Origin of the sequence: Fulvivirga sp. (assembly GCF_040218215.1) — a bacterium.
In the GTDB taxonomy this organism is placed as follows: domain Bacteria; phylum Bacteroidota; class Bacteroidia; order Cytophagales; family Cyclobacteriaceae; genus Fulvivirga.
Genome location: NZ_JAVJQL010000028.1, coordinates 222,756 through 243,744, shown reverse-complemented (window position 1 = coordinate 243,744; position 20,989 = coordinate 222,756). Strand labels below are relative to the sequence as shown.

Sequence of the window (20,989 nt, the reverse complement as noted above, 5' to 3'; positions counted from 1 at the left end):
ATTTTTACTATATTGGTTTAATGAAAAATCTTAACCGTTTCATTGAGCATACCAATCTCAAACCTACCATTACCGGAAAGGACGTTGACCTTTTAATCAAAGAAGCTAAAGAGCATCAATTTGTAGGTGTTTGTGTGCCTCCTTTTTGGGTAAAAAGAGCTCAAAGGGAGATTGGTGATAGTGATGTGCAGCTTGTAACTGTTGTAGGTTTTCCTCTTGGTTATAATATGACCGAGACCAAGATAGAAGAGATGAAACTAGCCATTCGTGACGGAGCAGACGAACTGGATCTGGTAATGAATGTATCTGCTTTTAAGGATGGTATGCCCTGGCCTAAAATAGAATTTGCGAAGAGCAGCAAGCTCTGTCATGAAGAGGGAAAAATTCTTAAAGTGATTATCGAAACGGCTTATCTGTCAGATGAAGATATAGTAAGAGCATGCAAATTATGTAATGATGCAGGGGTAGATTTTGTGAAGACCTCCAGCGGTTTAGCACCTGCAGGTGCTAAAGTTGAACATATTAAATTGATGAGGAGTGTACTTCCTTCTAGTGTTGGTATTAAGGCTTCTGGAGGCATTAAAACTTACGAGCAAGCCCTTACCATGATTAATGCTGGTGCTGATAGACTTGGTACTTCTAATGGTGTTGAGGTAATGAAGGAAATGAAAAAGTGACCGAATGATCAAACATTTCAATATCACAGTTTCAGGAAAAGTACAGGGTGTTTTTTATCGTGCTTCAACAAAGCACAAGGCTGAAGAATTGGGTATCACTGGTTTTGTCAAAAATATGCCCAACGGCTCAGTTTATATTGAAGCCGAGGGACAGATGCCCCAACTCAGCGCACTAATCGATTGGTGTAAAATTGGCCCAACACATGCTAAAGTTGAAAATGTACATTTTGTGCCTGGAGATGTTATGGATTTTAAAGGGTTTGAGATAAAACACTTTTAAATACTATTGTGCATCAAAATCATTGATAAACCTATCAATAAAGCCCTGAGTAACATGATCCATAATTACGATTTTATACCATTTGGCATTATCGTGAGAGTCAGGCACAAGCATGTATTTAGTAGCTAGTTCAGGTGAAATAAACTTTCCTTTAATGGTGATAATATTCATTTTAGGGTTTCTGAAGTACTCAACACCACGCTCGGTCAAGCTGTCACACAACCTGCTGGTTTTTTGCATCAACTGATTGATCTTGGTTTTCCATCCATCTGATCCATAAGTGCGCATGATCATCCAAACCGCTATAGCATTCGCTCCAGATCTGCTGCCTACTAATGTATAATCTTTACCTTTAACATAATTAGCTTCTTCGGTAATGGCATGATGCATAAAGCCTTTTCTTACTAAATAAATGCCAGTTCCGTAAGGTGACTGCAGCATTTTATGTCCATCAAGGCTGAAAGAAAATATTTTCGGGTTTTTAAAAGTGTAGTCATCATTATCGGTCACGAAAGGGTAAATGTATCCACCATAGGCACCATCCACATGAATTCTATAATCGATATTTAGCTCGTCCAACCAGCCAGAGATTTCTACTATATCATCAACAGAACCAAACATAGTGGTGGACATATTCATCACCACAATAAAATGCTTTACTCCGTCTTTTTTGGCTTTTTCTATTTGCGTAAAAACACTTTCTTTGGTAATTTTTCTCGTGTTTTCTTCTACACTGGTCACATACTTTTTGAGGCTCAATAGAGAGGCACCCTTAGGCATAGAGTAATGTGAATCTTCGGAATATACAAGTGCGATTTCTTCGGATTTAGCCTTATGCTCATTGATAAAATAATTCTTAAGCACCCACATGCCCTGAATGTTTGCTTCTGTGCCACCTGAAGCCACATAGCCATCAAACTCTTCATCACCACCTTCAAATATCTCCTGTGCACAAAGAGCAATCAACTCTCTTTCAATCTTATGTGTGCCTTGAAAAGCAGGCTCTGAAGCCGTTAAAGTATGACAGCCAATATGATTGGGGTTTGCGATTAATGTAGAAAGGAAAGGGGCATCCTTCAAAAAAGGAGCATCATTATAAAAAACCTGAGGATCAAGATAAGAAGCAGGCAGCCCTAAAACAGGCTTCTCTCTATAATTAAGGTTTTCATCCAAAGCACCGAAAATAATACGTTTCATTTCTGCATGTGAATAGCTTTTCCAATACATAACGCAATCGTTTTAGTTGCCGCGAATATAGGAAAGAGCATTTAAAAGCTACAAGCTGCAAGTAGTAAGATGTTAGAATAATAAATTGGTACTAGTTTTTAGCTTGTTGCTTGAAGCCCATAGCTTTTACGCCATCTTCCTTACAATACCTTTGTATTTGTAGATCTTAAGCTCGAAATGCTGATTGATAAAGGCCTTCATTCTGTTTTCTGCCAGTTCAGACTTTCTACCTTCAGGGTAGAATACTGTTAGTTCAAGAACGGCTCTTAGGAAGTTGGGTTTTAGACAGAAGTCAATCAGCCATGACTTGAAAGTATCTTCCCAGTCTTGACGGTATTTTGTGGAATGATCAGTGCCATCAAATAAAAATTCTAATTGATTTTGGCCGTACTTGAATCTGTATACTGCAGCAAGGTTTCGGTAAAACTCTTCCAGCCTCCAGGTATAGACTGTCTTGTGTGATTTGATGGCTTTAACAGTCGCATCTTCTATTCCCAACGGATTATAAATATCCAGATAAAAATTCTTACTAAAATCAATCAGATGAAGAATTAACTGCTCTTCAAGGTCGAGCTGAGCTTTTTCAAGAATATAATTTTTATCTAGGGGAAAATACTTCTGGATCATCCGAGATTAAAATGGTTGTGTAAATATAATCAATTAATGCTTTTAGGTGCTGAAGACTTTTACTTAAATGGCGAGTTTTCTTCTTTTGCCATTACATTATAAACCATTTTGTCCATCATACCAGGGAACCACTTGTTAAGGAAGACGGTCATCTTGCCCTGAGCGGTCATGATGATGTATTTTTTTCGTTTAATCGTGGCTTTATAGATCAATGCCGCACATTCTTCAGCGGTCATCATTTTCTCCTCTTTCCGTGGCGATTCTCCTTGAGCCGAACCATCTGAGGTAAGCGAAGTTTTTCTGATATTGGAAGCGGTAAATCCAGGGCACGCAGTTAATACATGAACACCGGTTTTAAACATTTCAGTTCTCAGCGCTTCAAGAAAACCCTGAAGTGCAAACTTAGAGGCAGAGTAACCCACACGGCCAGGCAATCCCCTGAAACCTGCAATGGACGAAATGCCAATAACAGATCCTTTAGTTTTTAAAATTTCCGGCAAGCAGTATTTGGTAGCATAAATGGAACCCCAGAAGTTGATATCCATCACTTTACGAATAACATCAAGCTCTACATCATTAAAAGGAGCGCGCATGGAAATACCTGCATTGTTGATAAGGATATCTATTTTTCCATAAGCAGCCAGTGTGGCTTCAACCATTTTTTTGTTATCGGCTTCAATACTCACATCACCTTGAAAACCAAGAGCATCTATATTTTGAGCCTTTAGCGCTGTTACCACCTCATCCAAAGCTTCTTTTTTACGGCCAGTCACCACTATTTTAGAACCATGGTTTCCGAATACTTCGGCTAATGCCTTGCCTATACCTGATGACCCTCCTGTGATGATTACGACCTTATCTTTCATGCTTTAAATGATTTACTGCCTCAATAAAAAATCAAAACTAACGAATTTGATGTCTACCATCTATTATGTAAATGTCTATTTTTGAAGAGTTATAATGTGACTATGATTTTCGTTAAGTTACTCTCAAGGCTACCAACCGGAATGCTGTATTTCATTGTTGATATACTGTTTGTTCTGGTTTATTATGGAATCGGTTATCGCAAAAAAGTGGTGATTAAAAACCTCACCAATTCATTTCCAGATAAGTCACCTGAGGAGATAAAAAGGATAGCCAAAGCATTTTACAACCGTTTTGGAGAGTATTTGGCAGAGACCATAAAGAGTATTTCCATTTCCGAAAAGGAGATTAAAAATAGGGTAAAGTTTATCAATGTGCCCGTTGTGGAAGAATATGCGGCCAAAGGGCAATCAATTATCCTTGCAGGTTCTCATCAATTTAATTGGGAGTGGGCATTACTCACCGGCTGTTTGGTGCTACCATTTCCTGTTGATGCAGTATATAAAAAGCTCAAAAACGAGAAGTATGATCAGCTGATGCTGAAAACCAGAGCTAAGTTTGGTGGCCAACCCATTGAAAGTAAAAATATCATTAGAAGCCTGTTAAAATCTAAGGAGCGACTGAAGGCCGTAGCCATTATGGCAGATCAGTCGCCAACAGGCAAATCAGCTAAATACTGGACCACATTCATGTATCAGGACACTGCGTTTTTTACAGGTCCTGAGCAGATAGCAGCGGCCTTTGATTACCCGGTTTTCTTTTATAGGATGTTAAGAATAAAACGTGGGTACTATACCGTTGAGTTGATCAAGCTAACTGAGCCACCATATCAAAAAGAAAGTCATAACATTCTGGAGAGCTATATCAGTCAAACAGAGCAGTTGATTAATGAAGACCCTGCTGGTTATCTTTGGTCACATAAAAGATGGAAATTGAAGAAAGCCTAGCTCAATAGCGACTCAATATCCTCTTTAGACAAACTCTTCACAAAGCTGGATTCTGTAGTAATCAGATCGCTGGCCAGTTTCTTCTTGTGAGACTGAAGCGCGAGAATTTTCTCCTCAACGGTATCTTTAGTGATGAATTTGTAAGTAAATACTTTATTCTGCTGACCAATTCTGTGTGCTCTATCCACAGCCTGTGCTTCTGCTGCGGGGTTCCACCAAGGATCAAGGATAAACACATAATCTGCCTTTGTAAGGTTTAAGCCAAGTCCACCTGCCTTCAATGAAATAAGGAATACCTTCAGGTTATCTTCATTCTGGAATCTTTCTACCTGCTCCTGTCGGTCCTTAGTTGAGCCGTCAAGATAAGCAAAGTCAATTTCCATGGTTTTGAGATGTTCTTTGATGATAGACAGATGTTTTACAAACTGACTGAATATCAAAATCTTATGACCTTCTGTAATGGCATTGTCCAACATGAAAGAAACATCCCACATCTTACCAGATGCACCTTCATAATTTTCATCCACCATTTTTGGGTGATTGGCAATCTGCCTCAACTTGGTCAGACCTTGCAAAAGCAGCATTTGAGACTTGTTGAGTCCCTGTTGCTCTATATTTTCAAGGATAGCATTTCTGTAATACGACTTAACCTTTTCATATTCCGCTTCCTGATCTGGTAGCATGGCAGAATACTGAATGTTTTCTGTTTTTTCAGGAAGCTCTGTAGCTACCTGCGATTTATGCCTTCTAAGTATAAAAGGTTTAATAATAGAATAGAGTTTCTGTGTTTTTGAATGATCTCCTTGCTTTTCAATAGGGTTCAAAAACTCATTTTTAAAGAAGCTCTGAGTACCAAGTAATCCAGGATTGATGAAATTCATCTGTGACCAAAGGTCCATTGTACTGTTCTCCAATGGAGTACCCGTAAGAATCAATCTGTTTCTGGAATTCAACTCACGCACTGCCTTAGCAATGTTTGAGGTTGGGTTTTTTATCGCCTGCGATTCATCAAGGATCACATAGTTGAATCGGTAATATTTTAATAGATCAATATCCAGTCTAACAATACCATAACTGGTAATGATGACATCATATTTTGCGAATTTCTCCGGATTTTTCTCCCTATTGGTTCCAGTATAGGTGAACACCTTGAGCTTAGGAGTAAATTTCTTAGCCTCCATTTCCCAATTGTAAACCAAAGAAGTAGGCATCACTAAAAGAGAAGCACCAGTAGCACCAAGCTCTTTCTGCGACTGCAAAAGGGCCAATGTCTGTACCGTTTTACCAAGACCCATATCATCGGCAAGGCAGCCACCGAACTTGAACTTGCTCAGGAACTGCATCCAGTCAAAGCCGGCCTTTTGGTATGGTCTAAGATCACCTTTGAAATTCTTAGGAACTGGCTGCTCATCAATTCCTTCAAAAGCTCTAAGGCCTTCCAGTTTATTGCTAATAGTAACCTTGGCAAGGTTTCCATTCTCAAGGTCTTTAACTAATGATAAATGATGCTTTTTAAGGTGTGGCTCACCATGTTCATCTTCTTCGGAGAAGGCAAATAGCTCTGAATATTCCACCAACCAAGAATCAGGAATTACAGCTATTTCACCATTAGGCAAAGTGAATTCCATTTTCTTCTTCATGATAAGCTTTCTTATCTCTTTGAAGCTTATCTCATAGTCACCAAATTTGATTACTGCATGGATATCAAACCAGTCTATATTTTCTTTTACCTCTACAGTGATTTTGTATTCACCAATGAAGTATTTTTTCTGTGCCTTACCCTTCTGATCGAGAATAAACTGACGTTTCATTAACTCATTGCGCTGTGTGTCCAGCCAGCCAAAAGCAGTGGTTTTTGGTATAGCGGCTTTAGAGTTTTTTAATGGTAATCCAGAATTTGTAAGGTAGTTGAGAATGTCTTTTTCTTCATCAAGCTTACGTTTAACTCTATGAAAGGTGTATTTCTCATCCTTTTTCTCCACGCTTACACTCACAGGGCTTAAATGATCAGCTTTAAATTTGAATTGACCATATTTGAAGGACAATTCAAAAACCATCTTTTCATTATCAGAAGCCCCATTGGTTTTTTCACCGAAGAGGTTTCCGTTTGAAGAGCCCATCAATTCACTCAAGGTAAGCACAGGCTGTGGAGAAAAATGCTCGCTGTTGATCTCGAAACCTTTGGCATAAACATCAAAAGATGCGATTAGCGGAGCAACAAATTTATTATAATAGGTTTCTTCAACATTCTTAGGAATGATGATGAATTTCTTATTTAAAAACGGCTGCAATTTTTTACCGTCTACATTTTTCTCAAAGGAGTAAAGCTTTCCACAGCACACCATCCAAGCCGGTTCTTTACAAATGATGTAAGAGCCTCTATACTGAAAATCTACTTTTTCACCCTTATATTTTATAGTAGGGAAGTAATGCGTGTTGTCGTCATTTCTTCTAAAATGGAAAAGGACTGTTGATTTTTCTTCCAGCACTTCAATTTGCTTCCATGCCGGTTCACCATCATTGCCCATTTCAAAGACCTTTTTCCCTTTTAGCCTTTCCAGGATTTTAGCTCTTCTTCTTTCCAGATAACGATCTATCTCCTGCTGGATAAGTTCATTACCCTTGTCCTTATCATAGATTTTTAGAAAAAAATCATCGGCCTTAATATTGCCTTTAGTATAAAATTTCTTAACAACAGCATCTTGCTGCATAGAGTCCATGAGCTCAATGAGTTCATAGTCTGTGTCATCAAGACCTTTGGCAAATTCAGGAGCATTCTTAGAAGAAATATTCTGATGCTGAAGAGTCAATTTGCCTTTGTCATCCAGATGAATCACAAAAGACTCAAACAGATAACCAAGATACTCATGCTGGTATAATGAGTAAACAATTTGGAAGGGCTGAGAAGCCGATACTTTCATAACTTAACATTCAACAGAACCTGCAAAATACAAAAAATAATCTAACTTTAAGTCAATTGTAACGGCTTTTGTGCTAAAAAATCAACCAAATAGTTTAGTGGTTCAAATCAGCAGATAAGTGGTTTAACTTGTCTGTATTATGGAGCTACAGGTACTGCACATTGCCGTAACGGGTGGCAATGATAGCAGGTCTATACGATATAATCAAGGTGATTATAATAAGACTTATTGCAGTGTAGAAAAAATCCAATACTTGCATTTTTACAGGGTAGTTTTCGAGTACTGCAGTCTCCATTCCCATAGATATTAATCCGAAGTTTTGTTGAAGCCAGCATATGGCCCCACCTAGAAACATGCCCAGTACTGCACCACCGAGTGAAATTATTGCTCCCTCTGCAAGGAAAATGTTTTTTATTAATTTATTGGTAGCTCCAAGGCTATACAAAACAGAAATATCTTTTTTCTTTTCGATGGCCAACATGGATAATGAAAAGAAAATGTTGATAGACCCAACTCCCAGGATAAATGAGAAAGACATAAAAACAAAGAGCTTCTCCATATTGAGTAGTTTGTATAGGTCAGCATGTTGCTGGTCATTATTTAATACGGCAAATCCGTCTCCCAAAGTAGTTTGCAGCTTCTCCTGAACGTTAATGAGATCGGCTCCCTCTTCCAATTTTATTTCGAGTGATGTTCTTTTGTTTCCATATTCTAAAAGGTCTTGTGCGAAGTCTAAAGGCACAAATATGTAGTTCTCATCATAATTTTTCTCAATGGCAAATACACTTCCTGGCAGGATATTTTTTCTGCTGTAAAGCTTGCTTACATCGAGCTGTCCCGGTTTCACATCTTTGGTGTAATGCACTTGTAACGGGTACATGTCATTGCCGGGAGCTATAGAAAGCGCATACTGCACGCCCCTGCCGATAATGGCATAATTGACATTGTCCTTCTTTAGCTTCAGTTCACCGGCTACAATGGCATTGTCAATCCTTTTTTGATCTATGAAATTGTCACTAACACCTTTTATAGTTACTACCATATTGGCCTCACGGTACCTCACATAGGCATAATCTTCGATAACTTCTGTTATTAAAGCCACACCTTCTATGGACTTAATCTCTTCCAAAAAAGGGTCTGATACATCAAAGGACTTGCCTTTAGTAGCTTCAATTTTTATTTGTGGATCGAATGCAGTGTAGATAGAACGTAGCAAATCTTCAAGGCCATTGAATACGGAAAGAACGACTATTAGTGATGCAGTGCAAATCATCACTATAGCCATGGATATCAGGGAAATGATATTGATAAAATTTCGCTTCTTGCCAGAGAAGAAATATCTGCGTGCTATAAAAAATGAAAGGTTCAAATTATTCTTCCTCGTCTGCTGGTGGAATATCAAGTGAGTCGATAAGCTTATCAATTTTAGAAGCACTTTCTTCAACTTCATCAATAAAGAAACGCAGATCAGGAACAATCCTTACTTGCTTACCAATCTTGTTTCCAAGATCCCTTCGGATTTCATTTTTATGGTCATTGATTTTATCAAGCAAGGCCTCCTTATCTTTAACCATAAGCATGGAAAGATATACGGTTGCAATACTGAGATCTGGAGTCATTTTGACATCAGCGATCGTGACAAACGAACCTGCAAACACCCCCATTTTGTCTCTTTGAAAAATGTCGCTGAGGTCTTTTTGGATTAATTTAGAGTATTTAAGCTGACGAGTACTTTCTTTCATGATGCAAATATCTGTATTTAACCCCAATTATACCTAACGGTACAGTTTGTCATGATGACAGACGATTGGCCATTGGGCAGATGTCTGGGTTATCCTGACAAAAAATTCTTCATTAAAGAATTTTTCGTCACTATTTGATAGAATCTTGTACTAGCAAGATTCTATCAAATAGCACGGGTTTAATTAGTTTTTTCGAGTTTATAGAGAAGCCTCATACAATTTTATACAAATGCATGTGTGGCTTTTTAAGTATTGGCTATTTTCGTGGCTAAATTATTCCATAGATTTTGCTTAGATACTTCAGAATAAATGATCCGTACAGACTTATAACAATATTCTTATTGTTACTGATCATTCGACTCCCGGTTTTTATAAGTTCTGACTTAATAACACTTCCAGAGCTTAATTATATGCTGGTTGGTGAAAAGCTAACTGGAGGTGCTAAGTTGTATTCGCAAGTTTGGGATTGTATTGCTCCTTTAAGTGCCTTCATTTATAATGGAATTGACTATCTGTTTGGCAGGTCTCAATTGACCTATCAAATTTTAGCCTACATATTAGTCTGTTGTCAAATATTCATTTTCAATTCTTTTTTGATAAACAGCAAGGCCTATGCTGAGAACACTTATGTGCCGGGTATAATTTATGCATTGCTGAGTTCCATTTGCTATGATATGTTCACGCTCACTCCCTTTTTAATAGGGCTAACATTCTTACTTTTAGCACTGAGGAATATATTTCAGCATATTGAATTCAGGTCAAAAAGAGATGAAGATATACTCAATATTGGCTTATTTATTGGACTGGCAACTGTTTCTTATCAGCAGTTTGCCATTTTTGCCATATGCACACTGTTAATTTTTGCCCTGTTTACCGGAACCGTTGGCCGCAGATATCTGATGATGTTGTTTGGGTTTTTTCTACCCATTCTGATAGCAGGGAGCTATTTCTTTTTAACCAACCGCTTTACTGACTTTATGTACAGTTTTCTTTCGCCTTTTTTGGTGATTGGGAAAATATGGTACTTTTCATTTGGCGAGTTGCTGATACTGTTTGCTATACCTGCATTTTATTTCCTTATGGCACTTTTTAGAATGGTGCAGGGAGCGCGGCTTACCAATTATCAAGGTAGGTTGACCCAGTCTATGATCGTATGGTTGATTTTTAGTATTGGTTTTATACTGATCAGTGATGAATACAGCCCATCGGTATATCTTATTTTGATCCCTATAGCATCCTTTTACATAGCCCATCATTTTCTTATCTATAGAAGGCGAGGTTTGGCAGAAATATCCTTCATGCTATTCTTGGTAGGTACAGTTACTACTGGGGTGTTCAGTTATAGCACTCCTCAATGGTTTGGAAAATACTTTGATGATAAGGATTATGTAGTCAATCTTAAAAATTATGAAGAAATCAAAGGAGAGAGAATACTCGTTCTTGACGATAACATAAGACCATATTATTATGCTCAATCAGCTACGCCCTTCTTGAATTGGCAGATGTCAGAGGAGGTTTTTAATAACTTAGATTATTATGATAATCTAACCTTGATCCATGAAGGGATAGTAAATGACAAACCAGATATTATTATTGATAGCAATAATAGAATGCCAAAAATCTTTGACAAAATTCCTGGATTAAAAGAATTGTACTTTAAAGGAAGGGATGGTAACTATCATCTAAAGGCTAGCAACTAATCTTATCTACCCTTCTGCCGTGACGGCCACCTTCAAAAGGTTCTTTAAGAAATGTAGTAACAATTTTTTTGGCCAATTCTAAATCAATAAACCGGGCAGGTATACAAACAATATTGGCATTGTTGTGCTGCTTGGCAAGAGAGGCTAACTCCTCATTCCAGCAAATGGCAGCCCTTATCCCTTGATGCTTGTTGGCGGTCATTGCCACACCATTGGCACTACCGCAGATTAAGATGCCCAATTCATTTTCGCCACCTTCTACAGAAGAAGAAACAGGATGGGCAAAGTCTGGATAGTCTACAGAATCAGCAGTGTCAGTACCAAAGTTTTGAACGTCATGACCTTGCTTTTTTAGCTCTTCTATTATCGCAGCTTTGTATTCAAATCCCGCATGGTCACCACCTATCGCTATCTTCATGAGTCCTTATATTTTAATTCTTCTTTTTTTGCTTTTCTGGCCGCCCTTCTATGTACCCCGGCAGAAATAAATATACTAAATTGATACAGGCCGAACAACGGTAAAGCGATAAGAATCTGGCTTAATGGGTCTGGTGGAGTAAATACTGCTCCCAGAATTAGAATCACCACAACAGCATGTTTCCTGTAGTGCCTCATCATGGTTGGGGTAACTATTCCCAACTTCGACAAGAAATAAACTACTATTGGAAGCTGGAAAAGTAAGCCACTGCCTAATACCAGCGAGCTTAATGTAGAAATGTACGAAGTAATATCAAATTCATTGTTTACCAAATCACTAACCTGATAACCAGCAAGGAAGCTCACCGCCAATGGAGACATAATGAAGTAGCCAAACATCACTCCCATCGTAAAAAGAACAGTAACAGAAAAGACGGCTCCTCGGGAAATAGACTTTTCTGTCATGTGCAACCCAGGGCTAATAAACCTCCAGAACTCCCAAAATACATATGGGAAAGCTACAATGAGTCCAATAACAAAGGATGATGTGATGTGCATGGTAAACTGTCCTGTCATCTGACGGCTTTGGATTTTGAAATCCAGTGTGTCGATGCAAAGTGCAGGTGTATTGACAATTTCTGCCAATTGACAAAGCACTTTAAAAGTCCAAAAATCCGTGCGTGCGGGCCCAAAAATTACAGTATTGAAAACAAAATCAACAGAAATGAATGCCACTATACTAAATACTAGTATAGCTATGACAGACCGTATTAAATGCCACCTTAATTCCTCAAGGTGGTCAAGAAACGACATCTCTTTTTCTTCAGGCTGATCTAAATATTTGGCCACTATTGATATAGAGGAAATTTATTCATCCAGGCATTTATTTCTGACTTAACATCAGAAATGATTGCTTCATCTTCATGGTTAGCTAAAACCTTGTCAATAAGATCAACAATTTTAGTCATATCGTCTTCTTTCATACCTCTTGTAGTTACTGCCGCAGAACCAACTCTCATGCCTGATGTAACGAATGGTGATTCTGTATCAAATGGCACCATATTTTTATTAATGGTAATATCAGCTTTTATCAAGGTATTCTCAGCGATTTTGCCAGTCAGGCCTTTCGACCTAAGGTCTATTAACATCATGTGGTTGTCCGTTCCTCCGGAAATGATGTCATAGCCTTTATCTAAAAATGCTTTGGCCATAGCTTTAGCGTTTTTAGTCACCTGAACTACATAATTCATATAATCATCAGACAAAGCCTCGCCAAATGCCACAGCTTTTGCTGCTATTACATGCTCTAATGGCCCACCCTGAGTTCCTGGAAATACTCCAGAATCTAATAATGAAGATATTTTTCTTAATTCTCCTTTTGGTGTTTTCAATCCAAACGGGTTATCAAAATTTTCACCTACCATAATCAATCCCCCTCTTGGCCCCCTTAATGTTTTGTGGGTGGTAGTTGTTACTATATGGCAGAATTCCATCGGATCATTTAACAAGCCTCTGGCAATTAATCCTGACGGATGCGAGATGTCTGCTAATAATAATGCGCCTACTTCATCAGCCGCTTCCCTTAATTTTTCATAGTTCCAATCACGGCTATAGGCTGAAGCTCCACAGATAATCAATTTTGGTTTCTCCTTCTTAGCAGTTTTTACTACTTCGTCCCAATCTATCAGCCCAGTACTCTTTTCAACACCGTAAAAAGAAGGGTTGTAAAGTTTCCCGGAGAAGTTAACCGGAGAACCATGTGTTAAGTGGCCGCCATGAGAAAGGTCAAAACCTAATATTTTATCTCCGGGGTTTAGTACCGCAAGCATAACAGCTGCGTTCGCCTGAGCGCCTGAGTGAGGCTGCACATTGGCCCATGAAGCACCGAAAAGTTCTTTTACCCTATCAATAGCAAGATTTTCAATCTCATCAACTACTTCACATCCGCCATAATATCGCTTTCCAGGCAGGCCCTCAGCATATTTATTGGTTAAAACCGTGCCCATACATTCCATCACCTGAGGTGATGCAAAGTTTTCTGAGGCAATTAACTCAATGCCGGATTGCTGTCTGTTTTTTTCTTTTGATATTAGATCGAAAATAGTCGTATCTCTCTGCATAATAAGGGCTCTAAAAAATAAAGCCCAAAAATAAGCTAAGCCTTAGAGATTACCAATAATAATTGTGAGCCCTTTAATTTATTTGATATCATAAAACCCAACCTCTTTCAAATACATCTGAATTGTATTCTCAAGCCCAAGATAGATGGCATCGCAAACCAGCGCGTGTCCAATTGAAACCTCGTCAAGATGAGGTACTTGCTCTCTAAAATACCTGAGGTTATCAAGGTCAAGGTCATGACCGGCATTAACCTCAAGTCCAACACTATGCGCAATTTTTGCAGCTTCTACATAAGGTCTAACGGTTACTGCTTTGTCTCTAAAATAGCCCTTGGCATAAGCTTCTGTATAAAGCTCAATCCTATCAGTGCCAACATTGGCAGCATTTTCAACCATTTTAGATACTGGTTCAACAAATATTGAAGTCCTTATGCCAGCAGATTTTAGTGCGTGTGTTACTTCTCTAAGGAAGTCAGCATTTTTTATAGTGTCCCAACCGGCATTTGAGGTGATGGCATCAGGTGGATCTGGCACTAGTGTGGCCTGTGCTGGCTTTACTTGTAAAACAAGATCCATATATCGCTGGTCCGGGTAGCCTTCAATATTAAATTCTGTAGTTACTATTTTACTTAGTGCTAAAACATCAGACCTTCTTATGTGTCTTTCATCTGGTCTCGGGTGCACCGTGATACCCTGAGCACCAAAACGCTCACAGTCTTTCGTAACTTGGATCAAATCTGGATTGTTACCACCTCTGGCATTTCTTATAGTGGCAAATTTGTTAATATTTACACTCAGACGGGTCATGGGCATTTTTATATTTTATAAATTTGGAACCGATTGAATTACAAAGTAAACGAATTGATAATTAACAAAATTCAAATTATATGAGTCTTAAGCAACAAATTGACGGTGACATCAAACAAGCAATGCTTCAGAAGAAAAAGGAAGAGCTTACTGCACTAAGGGCGATTAAATCAGCCATTTTATTAGCTGAGACAGAAAAGGGAGCCGGAGAGGGATTAGAAAGCGAAGCAGAGATGAAATTATTGGCCAAACAAGCGAAGCAAAGAAAGGACTCAGCTGATATTTATGCCAAAGAGGGCAGGGATGACCTGGCTAGCAAAGAACTTTTTGAACTTGAAATAATTAACCGGTATTTGCCAAAGCAGCTGTCTGAAACGGAAATTGAAGAAATTGTTAAAGGTATAATCAGTAAAGTGGGTGCCTCTGGCCCTCAGGATATGGGCAAAGTAATGGGTAGCGCTTCTAAAGAAATGTCAGGCAAAGCTGATGGCAAAAAAATCTCAGAAATTGTAAAAAAGTTACTTTCTAACTAGCTTGAATACGCTCGATATTATTATTCTGGCGCCATTGGTTTTTGGTGCCTACAGAGGTTTCAAAAAGGGCTTTGTACTTGAAGTAGTGGCTATAGTATCATTTGTTTTGGCAATAATCGGAGGGTTTAAGCTGATGCATTGGGGCATGGATTTGTTAGATCAATATTTCGATATCAGTGGGGAGCTGCTCCCTTATATTTCATTTATTGCAATTTTCATTGGAATAATCTTGCTAACCAATTTGATAGGCAAGGCCTTTAAGAAAATTCTTGACCTGACACTTTTAGGTACAGTTGATAATGTTGCAGGGGCAGCGCTTTCTGTGGTGAAATGGGCCTTCGGTATTAGTGTTGTGCTTTGGTTAACAGCGTCTTTCGGAATTGTTTTTTCAGAAGAGTGGGTAGAAGGTTCTGTTTTGTACGAACCTATTGTTTCTTTTGCTCCAACTTTAGTTGAGTTACTTTCCGGGGTTGTTCCATATACAAATGACCTTTTTGACCATATTCAAAAGCTTTTAAGTGGGAGTACTTCTTCTTGATAACTTTGATTCCTTCACCTTTAATCTTGTTGATTATTTTTTGCAACTGGGAGTTAAATGTGATGTGGTAAGGAATAATGTAGGTATTGACGTTATTGAGGATTTAAAACCCACTGCATTAATTATATCTCCTGGACCTGAAATCCCGTTAAAAGCCGGTTGTCTGATGGAGGTCTTATCAATGTACGCTGAGAAAATACCTATTTTAGGAATATGCCTTGGACATCAGGCCATTGGTGAGTACTATGGAATGAACCTAATCAAAGCACCGCACCCAAGACACGGAAAAATCACTTCTATTAGCCATTTAGAGGATGATATTTTTAAAAATATTCCTGAGATTTTTAATGCTGTGCAGTATAATTCATTGATATTGGATAACAGGCCTAATGCCAATATTGATATTATTGCAACTGCAAATAATGGTCAGGTAATGGCAATAAAACATAATAAACTACCTGTCTGGGGCTTGCAATTTCATCCTGAGGCCGCTCTGACAGAGCACGGACTTCGGATGCTCAAAAATTGGGTAGATTATAATAAGTTAGGAGTATAATTCAGCATTTTTGTTTACTTTGTATCAACTAAATTTTTACGAATGTCTTTAGCTATAAGGGAAGAAAGGGAATTTAAATACATTGATGAAGGCTCTGGAGAAGTGTTGTTGCTTCTTCATGGGTTGTTTGGTGCTTTGAGTAATTGGGAGGAGGTAGTCAATAATTTTAAGGAGAAATACCGAGTGGTTATTCCTTTATTACCTATTTATGAAATGCCCATACGTCAGGCAGGTTTGGAGGGGCTTCAGGAATTTGTGGAAAAATTTATAGCACTTAAAAAGTTTGAGAACATGACCCTCATAGGGAATTCTTTAGGTGGACATGTTGCATTAATGTATACACTTGCAAACCCTGATAAGGTAAAAAGCCTGGTGCTTACGGGTAGTTCTGGACTTTTCGAAAACTCAATGGGAGGCTCTTTTCCTAAAAGAGGGAGTTATGAATACATAAGGGAAAGAGTGGAGTATACTTTTTATGACCCATCTACAGCCACTAAAGAGCTGGTAGATGAAGTTTTTGAGACAACCAAAAGTATTCCTAAATGCTTGAGAATTGTGGCAATAGCAAAATCTGCTCAACGCCATAATATGGCAAAGGAAATTCCAAGAATAAAGCAACCTACATTGTTGGTTTGGGGACTAAATGATACCATTACCCCACCTCATGTTGGTCATGAATTCAACAAGCTAATACCAAATTCACAACTTGAGTTTGTTGACAAGTGCTGTCATGCACCAATGATGGAGCATCCAGAAAAATTTAATCGGATTTTAAGTAAATTTTTAGAGGCCCATGGACATGATAGCTGAAGAATTGATTAACCATATGATTCCCCCATTGAAACTGAAGGATGATGCTCATAAGGCCATGCTTTGGATGGAGGAATTACGATCAAATGAGTTGCCAGTTGTTGATAATGAACTTTTCAAAGGCATATTAACTGAAGACATGATCCTTGAAGTTAATGATGTGGACAAACTTGTTGCTGACTTTAAGTTGCAAAACGAAAATTGCTCAGTTAATAAGAACACACATTTTTATGATGTGTTAAAGGTAGCAGCTGAAAATAAAGCCAAAATGGTTGGTGTTCTTGATGATGAACTCAAATATATTGGCGTAATATCTGTGCAAGATACCGTTACTGCTTTTGCTCAATCGGCTGCGGTGCACATGCCAGGGGGCATTCTGGTATTATCCATGTCCCAAATTGATTATTCTTTAGCCGAAATCAGTCGATTGATTGAAGAGAATAACGCCAAAATATTGAGCAGTAGTGTAAAGGAAGATGAGTTGGATGGCTCAAAACTTAGGGTTACACTTAAGATTAATAAACTCGATTTAACTGCCATTATTGCCACACTTGACAGGTTTGGATATAAAATAATTGCAAGATTTCAAGAGACTAAAATAGAGGAAGGCCAAAAGGATCGTTTGGATTTACTTTTAAGATACCTGGATATCTAATCTTAATTATGAAAATTGGTATTCATGGTAAGCAATTTGGCGCTGAAACGTTACAACTTATAAAAGACGTTTTAGCAATTTTATCTGCAAACAGTACAGATATTATTGTATCTGAACATTTTCACAAAATCTTAAAAAGGCATAAACTTAATTCTGATAGCTTCAATGTGTATTCCACTGGTGATGATATAAGCTCACTTGATGCCTTAATCACATTAGGAGGCGATGGAACTCTGTTGGATGCTGTAACTCATGTTGGCAATGGGAATGTCCCTCTGTTAGGTATTAATACTGGAAGGTTGGGGTTTTTAGCTACAACTTCTAAAGAGAATATTGAAAGCTCTCTTGAGGAATTGTTTGAGCAAAAATACCAGTTTGATGAGCGCTCACTTATTGAGCTAAAAACTGATGATAAATTATTTAACGGATATAATTTTGCCTTAAATGATTTTGCTATCCTGAAAAAGGACACCTCCTCAATGATTGTTGTTCATGCATATATTGATGATGAATTCCTAAATGCTTATTGGGCAGATGGCTTAATTGTTTCCACACCAACGGGCTCCACAGGCTATAGCATTAGTTGTGGGGGGCCATTGGTCTTGCCTCATTCAGAGAATTTTGTTCTTACACCAGTTAGTCCACATAATTTAACCGTACGGCCAATTATTGTTCCTGACAATTCTAAGCTGTCATTTACCATAGAAGGAAGAAGTAAAAATTACCTTGTGTCGCTAGACAGTCGTATAACTACTGTTGATGATAGTGTAAAATTTAATGTTCAAAAGGCCAATTTTAAAATTAAATTGATTCAATTGAAGGATAATAATTATTTCAAAACATTGAGGCAAAAACTCAACTGGGGTCTTGATGTTAGAAATTAATTTTATCTTTAATATTAATATGTTTACTTTTGATGTTTAATTCGAATTAAAGTTTGGTGTTACTGGCTTCATCATGAAATTCACAAAGAAAATACTTTTACTATTTTTTGTAGTTTTCCTTTTCGGGGTTACTGAGAGTTCATATGCTCAATTGAATAGAAAAAAGATTAGGAAAAACAATAAGAAGATGTCTTCCTTCAAAGGGAAAAAGAATAATTTTTCTGCTGATAAAAAGTATAACTCAATAGGAATAACTTTAAATGCACTAAATTATTTCGGAGACCTGTCGCCTAAATCAGGAGCTTTAAGCACTGATATCAGTTTTACAAGACCGGGATTTGGGATTGATTTTGCTCACAGATTTGGCCCTAGATATACACTAAAGGCTTCATTTTTATACGGAACGATAAAAGGAGATGATTTTGAGTCTGCTGATCCAACCGATAAAGATGCAAGATTCAGATATGTAAGAAACCTTCAATTTAGAAATCGAATTAAGGAATTGACAGTAGTGGGAGTTTTTGATTTATTTAAAAATGAAGCTTCATATATCAGTAGGGTGCAGTTTACACCTTATACATACATTGGTCTTACGGTTTTTCACCATAACCCTCAAGCATATGTGGGTGAGGATAGCGGGTTACCTGAAGCAGGCACGTGGGTAGATTTGGAGCCTTTGGGTACGGAGGGTCAATATTCAACTCTAGATGCTACAGATGTAAATTCAGGTATTAAGCCTTATAAGCAGATCCAGTTTGCCATTCCTTTTGGTATAGGTGGGCGATACAGGTTAAATCAGGTATTTGACCTTTCTGTGGAGTTTGGAATTCGTTATACATTTACCGATTATTTGGACGATGTGAGCCAGAATTATGTTGATCCCAGCAAGCTGAACAGTGATTTGGCAAGATACCTTGCTGATAGAAGTGGAGAGGCCAATGCAGCTGTAAGCGGTAGCCCAAGAAACTTTGAACTTATCAATGCTGCGGCAGGAGACAGGAACGGTGATGGAATTTTTGACGGCTATGGTAATGAAGGAGAGTATAATTTAAGGGGAGGCAAAGACGATAATGATGTTTATTTCGTTACAACTATCAGAGTAGCCTATATAATTGGTGCTACCTTCACCAGAGCTAAGTTTAGATGATTTTTAATCAAAATAGAAAATACTTAAAAGGAAGGTCATTAATTGGTTTTCCTTTTTTGCTTTTATTAATGTTCATACAATCTACTGTTGTATTTAGTCAAGAGACTGAAGTAGGATTTGGAGTGGGTGGATTTAAATATATTGGTGACTTATCAAGAGGAATAAGTTTAAAGTCAATTCAGCCTGGTGCAACAGCATTTTTTAGAACTAACCTTAATAAGGAAATCAGTTTTAGAGTTGGCTTAACAGCCGGTAAGCTTAGTGGCAGTGACGCTAAGACAACCATTGATGCATTTGGGGAATTAAGGGATGCCAGTTTCAATATTTTTATAATGGAAGCCTCAACTGTTTTTGAATACCACTTCCTAAACTGGCGACAGGAAAATTCGATTATAAGATGGACTCCTTACCTCTTTGGGGGACTGGCTATCTTTGGGGTCAGTGGTATGGGCGATAAGCCTGAAGAATATAGCAATATTCAACCTTCAATTCCATTTGGACTTGGTTTTAAGTATGTACTGAATCCTAAATGGTATATGGGTCTGGAATTTGGTGCGAGGAAAACTTTTTTTGACTATTTAGATAATGTAGGCCCCGGAGATATAGTGGTGAAGGATTATCAATATGCAAATCGGTTTGATAATGACCACTATTTTTTCATCGGATTATCAATGACTTATTCTTTTTATACAATCCCTTGTCCAACGAGTCCTTATAAGAAAAATTACAGACGATAGAAATTGTTTTCTATGCCTTTTTTTACCTTAAAAAGGTTAATTTTGCACCCTTGTGAATATTGAAGACTTACATATAGATTCCAACAACTTGCCTAAGCACATAGCCGTAATAATGGATGGTAACGGAAGGTGGGCGAAAAGTAAGGGGGCGGCACGAATTTTTGGGCATAAAAATGCCATAAATGCAGTGCGTGATGTGACTGAGGGCTGTGCGGAACTAGGTATTCAATATTTAACATTGTATGCCTTTTCAACTGAGAATTGGTCCAGACCTCAGACAGAGGTTAAAGGACTGATGCAGTTGCTGGTTCATACTATAAAAAATGAGATAAAAACGCTGCAGAAGAACAATGTTAAGCTTAATGCAATTGGCGAGTTAAATACTTTGCCTGGTAATTGCCAGAACGAATTGCAAGAAGCTATGGATCAAACAAAAGGGAATACTGGTTTGACCCTGACCTTGGCACTTAGCTATAGTGGAAGGTGGGAGATTGTTGACGCTGTTAAGCGAATTGCAGCCGCTGCTGCTAAAAATGAAATTAGACCTGAGGAAATAGATAACGATATATTTCGTTCATTCCTCATGTCAAAAGATATCCCTGATCCAGAGTTGCTGATCAGGACAAGTGGTGAAATGCGTGTGAGTAATTTTCTGTTGTGGCAACTTGCCTACACTGAAATTTATATCACACCTAAATTATGGCCTGACTTTAGAAAGGTTGATTTGCATGAAGCAATTGAATCTTATCAAAATAGAGAAAGAAGGTTTGGTAGAATTAGTGAACAAGTGAATTCTTGAT

The 20,989-nt window shown here is 38.0% G+C and carries 23 protein-coding genes; 13 read left to right on the top strand and 10 right to left on the bottom strand.

Going from position 1 to position 20,989, the window contains the following annotated elements; genetic code table 11:
• Window positions 1-20: 20 nt before the first annotated feature.
• Together deoC and RIB54_RS19430 are read left to right on the top strand one after the other, a co-directional pair.
• Complete coding sequence (deoC, locus tag RIB54_RS19435) at window positions 21-677, top strand: deoxyribose-phosphate aldolase (protein ID WP_350102452.1); 657 nt, start codon at window positions 21-23, stop codon at window positions 675-677.
• Between the two features lie 4 nt (window positions 678-681).
• Window positions 682-957 carry an acylphosphatase gene (locus RIB54_RS19430; RefSeq protein WP_350102450.1) on the top strand — a complete coding sequence of 92 codons (276 nt, stop codon included), beginning with the start codon at window positions 682-684 and terminating at the stop codon, window positions 955-957.
• A gap of 3 nt (window positions 958-960) precedes the next feature.
• Here the strand turns inward: RIB54_RS19430 and RIB54_RS19425 are convergent, their stop codons facing one another.
• The 3 genes from RIB54_RS19425 to RIB54_RS19415 all read right to left on the bottom strand — a co-directional run bounded on the left by RIB54_RS19425 (window position 961) and on the right by RIB54_RS19415 (window position 3,677).
• Window positions 961-2,184 (bottom strand): pyridoxal-dependent decarboxylase, encoded by a 1,224-nt coding sequence (locus RIB54_RS19425; protein ID WP_350102448.1) that lies wholly within the window; start codon window positions 2,182-2,184, stop codon window positions 961-963.
• 126 nt (window positions 2,185-2,310) lie between these two features.
• Window positions 2,311-2,811, bottom strand: a complete 501-nt coding sequence (locus RIB54_RS19420; protein WP_350063374.1) for a hypothetical protein — start codon at window positions 2,809-2,811, stop codon at window positions 2,311-2,313.
• Between the two features lie 59 nt (window positions 2,812-2,870).
• A complete protein-coding gene (locus RIB54_RS19415; RefSeq protein ID WP_350102447.1) occupies window positions 2,871-3,677 on the bottom strand; it encodes an SDR family oxidoreductase in 807 nt (268 codons plus the stop codon).
• Between the two features lie 102 nt (window positions 3,678-3,779).
• Here RIB54_RS19415 and RIB54_RS19410 point away from each other — a divergent pair, with 102 nt between their 5' ends.
• The gene (locus RIB54_RS19410) at window positions 3,780-4,622 is read left to right on the top strand and encodes a lysophospholipid acyltransferase family protein (RefSeq protein WP_350102446.1); all 843 of its coding nucleotides are present in this window, start codon (window positions 3,780-3,782) and stop codon (window positions 4,620-4,622) included.
• Here RIB54_RS19410 and RIB54_RS19405 read toward each other — a convergent pair.
• The 3 genes from RIB54_RS19405 to RIB54_RS19395 all read right to left on the bottom strand — a co-directional run bounded on the left by RIB54_RS19405 (window position 4,619) and on the right by RIB54_RS19395 (window position 9,285).
• Window positions 4,619-7,543, bottom strand: a complete 2,925-nt coding sequence (locus RIB54_RS19405) for a DEAD/DEAH box helicase (protein ID WP_350102444.1) — start codon at window positions 7,541-7,543, stop codon at window positions 4,619-4,621. The two genes, RIB54_RS19410 and RIB54_RS19405, sit on opposite strands and share 4 nt — an antisense overlap.
• Before the next feature lie 145 nt (window positions 7,544-7,688).
• Complete coding sequence (locus tag RIB54_RS19400) at window positions 7,689-8,993, bottom strand: FtsX-like permease family protein (RefSeq protein WP_350102443.1); 1,305 nt, start codon at window positions 8,991-8,993, stop codon at window positions 7,689-7,691.
• Window positions 8,914-9,285 (bottom strand): ribosome-binding factor A, encoded by a 372-nt coding sequence (locus tag RIB54_RS19395; protein WP_350102441.1) that lies wholly within the window; start codon window positions 9,283-9,285, stop codon window positions 8,914-8,916. The genes RIB54_RS19400 and RIB54_RS19395 overlap by 80 nt, the downstream gene beginning before the upstream one ends.
• 287 nt (window positions 9,286-9,572) lie before the next feature.
• On the opposite strand from RIB54_RS19395, the gene RIB54_RS19390 reads away from it, so the two are divergent.
• On the top strand, window positions 9,573-10,985 hold the full coding sequence (locus RIB54_RS19390; RefSeq protein ID WP_350102440.1) for a hypothetical protein: 1,413 nt from the start codon (window positions 9,573-9,575) through the stop codon (window positions 10,983-10,985).
• Here the strand turns inward: RIB54_RS19390 and rpiB are convergent.
• The 4 genes from rpiB to RIB54_RS19370 all read right to left on the bottom strand — a co-directional run bounded on the left by rpiB (window position 10,975) and on the right by RIB54_RS19370 (window position 14,329).
• Window positions 10,975-11,403, bottom strand: a complete 429-nt coding sequence (gene rpiB, locus RIB54_RS19385) for a ribose 5-phosphate isomerase B (RefSeq protein ID WP_350065129.1) — start codon at window positions 11,401-11,403, stop codon at window positions 10,975-10,977. The two genes, RIB54_RS19390 and rpiB, sit on opposite strands and share 11 nt — an antisense overlap.
• Window positions 11,400-12,251 carry a twin-arginine translocase subunit TatC gene (gene tatC, locus RIB54_RS19380; RefSeq protein ID WP_350102438.1) on the bottom strand — a complete coding sequence of 284 codons (852 nt, stop codon included), beginning with the start codon at window positions 12,249-12,251 and terminating at the stop codon, window positions 11,400-11,402. The genes rpiB and tatC overlap by 4 nt, the downstream gene beginning before the upstream one ends.
• On the bottom strand, window positions 12,251-13,522 hold the full coding sequence (gene glyA, locus RIB54_RS19375; RefSeq protein ID WP_350102437.1) for a serine hydroxymethyltransferase: 1,272 nt from the start codon (window positions 13,520-13,522) through the stop codon (window positions 12,251-12,253). The genes tatC and glyA overlap by 1 nt, the downstream gene beginning before the upstream one ends.
• A 78-nt stretch (window positions 13,523-13,600) precedes the next feature.
• A complete protein-coding gene (locus tag RIB54_RS19370; RefSeq protein ID WP_350102435.1) occupies window positions 13,601-14,329 on the bottom strand; it encodes a pyridoxine 5'-phosphate synthase in 729 nt (242 codons plus the stop codon).
• 80 nt (window positions 14,330-14,409) lie between these two features.
• Here RIB54_RS19370 and RIB54_RS19365 point away from each other — a divergent pair, with 80 nt between their 5' ends.
• The 9 genes from RIB54_RS19365 (at window position 14,410) to uppS (ending at window position 20,988) form a co-directional block, all read left to right on the top strand.
• Entirely contained in the window at window positions 14,410-14,862 is a 453-nt protein-coding gene (locus RIB54_RS19365; protein ID WP_350102434.1) for a GatB/YqeY domain-containing protein, read from the top strand.
• A 1-nt stretch (window position 14,863) separates the two neighbouring features.
• Window positions 14,864-15,400, top strand: coding sequence for a CvpA family protein (locus RIB54_RS19360; RefSeq protein ID WP_350102432.1), 537 nt, complete (start codon window positions 14,864-14,866; stop codon window positions 15,398-15,400).
• Window positions 15,381-15,956, top strand: coding sequence for an anthranilate synthase component II (locus RIB54_RS19355; RefSeq protein WP_350102431.1), 576 nt, complete (start codon window positions 15,381-15,383; stop codon window positions 15,954-15,956). Before RIB54_RS19360 ends, RIB54_RS19355 begins: the two co-directional genes overlap by 20 nt.
• 42 nt (window positions 15,957-15,998) lie before the next feature.
• Entirely contained in the window at window positions 15,999-16,766 is a 768-nt protein-coding gene (locus RIB54_RS19350) for an alpha/beta fold hydrolase (RefSeq protein ID WP_350070040.1), read from the top strand.
• Entirely contained in the window at window positions 16,750-17,421 is a 672-nt protein-coding gene (locus RIB54_RS19345) for a CBS domain-containing protein (RefSeq protein ID WP_350070043.1), read from the top strand. Before RIB54_RS19350 ends, RIB54_RS19345 begins: the two co-directional genes overlap by 17 nt.
• A gap of 8 nt (window positions 17,422-17,429) precedes the next feature.
• Entirely contained in the window at window positions 17,430-18,305 is an 876-nt protein-coding gene (locus RIB54_RS19340; protein ID WP_350102430.1) for an NAD kinase, read from the top strand.
• A 73-nt stretch (window positions 18,306-18,378) separates the two neighbouring features.
• Complete coding sequence (locus tag RIB54_RS19335; RefSeq protein WP_350102429.1) at window positions 18,379-19,452, top strand: DUF6089 family protein; 1,074 nt, start codon at window positions 18,379-18,381, stop codon at window positions 19,450-19,452.
• A complete protein-coding gene (porG, locus tag RIB54_RS19330; protein ID WP_502879621.1) occupies window positions 19,449-20,189 on the top strand; it encodes a type IX secretion system protein PorG in 741 nt (246 codons plus the stop codon). Before RIB54_RS19335 ends, porG begins: the two co-directional genes overlap by 4 nt.
• 112 nt (window positions 20,190-20,301) lie before the next feature.
• Window positions 20,302-20,988, top strand: coding sequence for an undecaprenyl pyrophosphate synthase (uppS, locus tag RIB54_RS19325; RefSeq protein WP_445901487.1), 687 nt, complete (start codon window positions 20,302-20,304; stop codon window positions 20,986-20,988).
• The last annotated feature ends 1 nt before the right edge of the window (window position 20,989 follow it).

Excerpts from the sequence above, each read along its gene's own strand:
- deoC (WP_350102452.1), top strand. The coding sequence starts at position 21 with ATGAAAAATCTTAACCGTTTCATTGAGCATACCAATCTCAAACCTACC.
- RIB54_RS19350 (WP_350070040.1), top strand. The coding sequence starts at position 15,999 with ATGTCTTTAGCTATAAGGGAAGAAAGGGAATTTAAATACATTGATGAA.
- RIB54_RS19400 (WP_350102443.1), bottom strand. The coding sequence starts at position 8,993 with ATGAAGTTGAAGAAAGTGCTTCTAAAATTGATAAGCTTATCGACTCAC.
- RIB54_RS19335 (WP_350102429.1), top strand. The coding sequence starts at position 18,379 with ATGAAATTCACAAAGAAAATACTTTTACTATTTTTTGTAGTTTTCCTT.
- RIB54_RS19430 (WP_350102450.1), top strand. The coding sequence starts at position 682 with ATGATCAAACATTTCAATATCACAGTTTCAGGAAAAGTACAGGGTGTT.
- rpiB (WP_350065129.1), bottom strand. The coding sequence starts at position 11,403 with ATGAAGATAGCGATAGGTGGTGACCATGCGGGATTTGAATACAAAGCT.
- RIB54_RS19425 (WP_350102448.1), bottom strand. The coding sequence starts at position 2,184 with ATGTATTGGAAAAGCTATTCACATGCAGAAATGAAACGTATTATTTTC.
- RIB54_RS19420 (WP_350063374.1), bottom strand. The coding sequence starts at position 2,811 with ATGATCCAGAAGTATTTTCCCCTAGATAAAAATTATATTCTTGAAAAA.
- RIB54_RS19345 (WP_350070043.1), top strand. The coding sequence starts at position 16,750 with ATGGACATGATAGCTGAAGAATTGATTAACCATATGATTCCCCCATTG.
- RIB54_RS19415 (WP_350102447.1), bottom strand. The coding sequence starts at position 3,677 with ATGAAAGATAAGGTCGTAATCATCACAGGAGGGTCATCAGGTATAGGC.
- RIB54_RS19370 (WP_350102435.1), bottom strand. The coding sequence starts at position 14,329 with ATGACCCGTCTGAGTGTAAATATTAACAAATTTGCCACTATAAGAAAT.
- RIB54_RS19410 (WP_350102446.1), top strand. The coding sequence starts at position 3,780 with ATGATTTTCGTTAAGTTACTCTCAAGGCTACCAACCGGAATGCTGTAT.
- glyA (WP_350102437.1), bottom strand. The coding sequence starts at position 13,522 with ATGCAGAGAGATACGACTATTTTCGATCTAATATCAAAAGAAAAAAAC.
- RIB54_RS19395 (WP_350102441.1), bottom strand. The coding sequence starts at position 9,285 with ATGAAAGAAAGTACTCGTCAGCTTAAATACTCTAAATTAATCCAAAAA.
- RIB54_RS19365 (WP_350102434.1), top strand. The coding sequence starts at position 14,410 with ATGAGTCTTAAGCAACAAATTGACGGTGACATCAAACAAGCAATGCTT.
- uppS (WP_445901487.1), top strand. The coding sequence starts at position 20,302 with ATGGATGGTAACGGAAGGTGGGCGAAAAGTAAGGGGGCGGCACGAATT.
- RIB54_RS19340 (WP_350102430.1), top strand. The coding sequence starts at position 17,430 with ATGAAAATTGGTATTCATGGTAAGCAATTTGGCGCTGAAACGTTACAA.
- RIB54_RS19405 (WP_350102444.1), bottom strand. The coding sequence starts at position 7,543 with ATGAAAGTATCGGCTTCTCAGCCCTTCCAAATTGTTTACTCATTATAC.
- porG (WP_502879621.1), top strand. The coding sequence starts at position 19,449 with ATGATTTTTAATCAAAATAGAAAATACTTAAAAGGAAGGTCATTAATT.